Here is a 2,454-nt window from a genome sequence, read left to right on the forward strand (position 1 = left end):
GCTCCAGATCGCGCCGCAGGCCTCGCTCACCCACGCCAACATGGGCCTCGCCCTGATGCTCCGCAACCAGCGCGGCGACGTCGAGGACGCACTGCAACACTGGCAACTCATGCACCAGCACGGTGACGCCCGCGCGCGGAAAACCTTCGAGGCCTTCATGCAGGCCCAGTCGCCGGAAGCCGCCCAGCGCTTGCGCTTCCAGGACATGGAGCTCATCTTCCGCCCGCTCAACGTGGCCGATTGGGTAGTCATCCCTCTGCCGCGGATGAGCCCCCCACGCTACCTCATCGAGGAACTCCTGGACATCCCCGACTGGCAACTGGTGGCCTACCACAAGCTGGTCAATCGCGCCCTGACCCTCCGGCGCAAGGCCGAAAGAACCCGAAGCCGCCTCCGCCGCCTGGCCCTCTAGACCCACTCGCCCCCCATCTCCGCGTAGTGCGGGCGTCTCGCCCGCAGCCGTTATCCCCGACCACCCATCCGCCCTCACCGACCTCTGTACGAGCGATCACCGATCACGACCATCACCGACCTCCCCCCACTCCCTTCCCGCAAACCCCTCCGCCCCAGGCAGGAAAACCATCCCCACAAGGCGCACCTACCGCACCATACGCCCTCTCATCTAGCGGGAGACCATCATGACCCTCAAGCCCCTCAGCCCCCGTCACTGGGAAGCGGTTGAGTTCACCGACCATCCCCAACATGACACGATCTGGACCATCACCATGGGCCACGACGGGCAGGTCTACATCGGCCTGTGCCTCGAAGGCACCGGCGGCGGCGTCGCGCAGGTCTACACGTACGACACTGCCCAGCGCCGCCTGCGGCACCTCGCCGACATGGGCACAGTCACCGGCGAGCCGCCGGACAACGGCCACGCCACCCAGGGCAAGATCCATTTCTCGCTCTGCCACGCCCGCGATGGCAAGCTCTACGGCGCAACCCACTGCACCACGCCGCCCCTGGGCCAGACCCTCTGGAGCCCGCTCAGCATGTGGGGCGATCCCGACATGAGCTTCCCCGGCGGCCACATCTTCCGCCACGACACCCTCTCTGGCGAGACCGTGGACTACGGCGTCATCACTCCCAACGACGGCATCCCCTATCTGATGCTCGACGAAGAGCGCCAGTGTCTGTACGGCGCGACCTACCCGAAGGCCCACCTCTTCCGCTGCAACCTGCAGGGCCGCGACTTCAAAGACTACGGCCGCCTATCGGCCCAGTATCCCATCTCGATGGTCTTCGATACCGCCGGCAATCTCTACACTTCCGACGTGAACTCGGGGCTCATCAAGTACGACGTCGCGCAGGACAAGCTCGTCTTCCTCAACACCCGCCCCTTTGCGCACTCCTGGAACACCGATGCCCGCTACTCGTGGGTCACCGACATGTGTCTCGCGCAGGATGGCTGGATCTACGGCCTGACCTACTCCAACGGTCACCTCTTCCGCTTCGACCCGCGCGAGGAAGCGCCCCAGGTCCAGGACCTCGGCGAGGCCCTGCCGGGGATGTCGGCGGAGATGATCCGCTGCCTCGTGCCCGACCGCCAGGGCCATCTGTACTTCCTGGCCCAGCCCCAGGGCCTCGGCACCGTGCTGGCCCGCTACGACCTCACAACCGAGCAGAGCGAGGCCCTCAATCTGTTCGAACTCAAAGACCAGGAGTACTTCACCTGGCGCGGTGTCTGTGGCGAAGACGGCACGCTCTACCTCGCCACGATCCACCGCATCCCGTGCGCGCTCTTGATCTACCGCCCGTGACCGCCCCGGAGGAACCCATGCCTGCCAAGCCTTCAACCAAGCCCTCGATTCCCGAACTCGCCGCCCCTGAAGCCAGCGAGCACTCCAGGCTCTACCGCACCAAGGCCTTTCCCTTTGTCAGCGAGGGGAGCGTCTACTGCTTCGGCCTCCGCGAACATCTCGTGAAGCCGACCATCGCCCGGGGCGAGTCCGCCATCAGCGCCCTGCTCGCCCTGCCCTCCGGGAATGTCTACGGCCTCACCTGTGGCGAAAAGTGCCATCTCTTCTACTTCCACCCCGGCTTCGGCGTGGCCCACACCGGGGCGGTGAGCGAGAGTACCGCGACCGGCGGAGCCCTGCTGCAGATCGGCGACCAGCAGCTTCTCGGCGGCTGGCACGGGCCGGACGCTGGCGGCCTGTTCAGGCACGATGCCACGGCCGAGATGGGCCAGGGCATGGAGCAATTCCGCGGCGCCAAGAGTCCCATCGAGCCCCTCGCCCTGCCAGCAGGCACCGGCGGCGTGATGGCTCTGGCGGGGCCGGTTGAGGGGGTTGCCTACGCCCTCACCACCAGCGGCGCCCTCGTCGCCGTGGACTGCGCCACCGGCAAGACGAAGACCGTCGCGCGAGTCGCCGCCGCTGCGCCGGCACTGGTCGCTCTACCAGACGGCCACCTCCTCGGCGCCTTCGCCGAGGGCCAACTGTGGCAGTACTC

3 protein-coding genes are annotated in these 2,454 nt (G+C 67.0%); all 3 read left to right on the forward strand.

Going from position 1 to position 2,454, the window contains the following annotated elements; genetic code table 11:
• A partial coding sequence (locus tag LLH23_15190; protein ID MCE5239810.1) for a hypothetical protein occupies nt 1-412 on the forward strand: 412 nt, incomplete at its 5' end.
• Between the two features lie 226 nt (nt 413-638).
• Nucleotides 639-1,760 carry a hypothetical protein gene (locus tag LLH23_15195; GenBank protein ID MCE5239811.1) on the forward strand — a complete coding sequence of 374 codons (1,122 nt, stop codon included), beginning with the start codon at nt 639-641 and terminating at the stop codon, nt 1,758-1,760.
• A 17-nt stretch (nt 1,761-1,777) separates the two neighbouring features.
• A partial coding sequence (locus LLH23_15200) for a hypothetical protein (protein ID MCE5239812.1) occupies nt 1,778-2,454 on the forward strand: 677 nt, incomplete at its 3' end.

The sequence above is a fragment of the bacterium genome (genome assembly GCA_021372615.1).
Taxonomy (GTDB): domain Bacteria; phylum Armatimonadota; class Zipacnadia; order Zipacnadales; family UBA11051; genus JAJFUB01.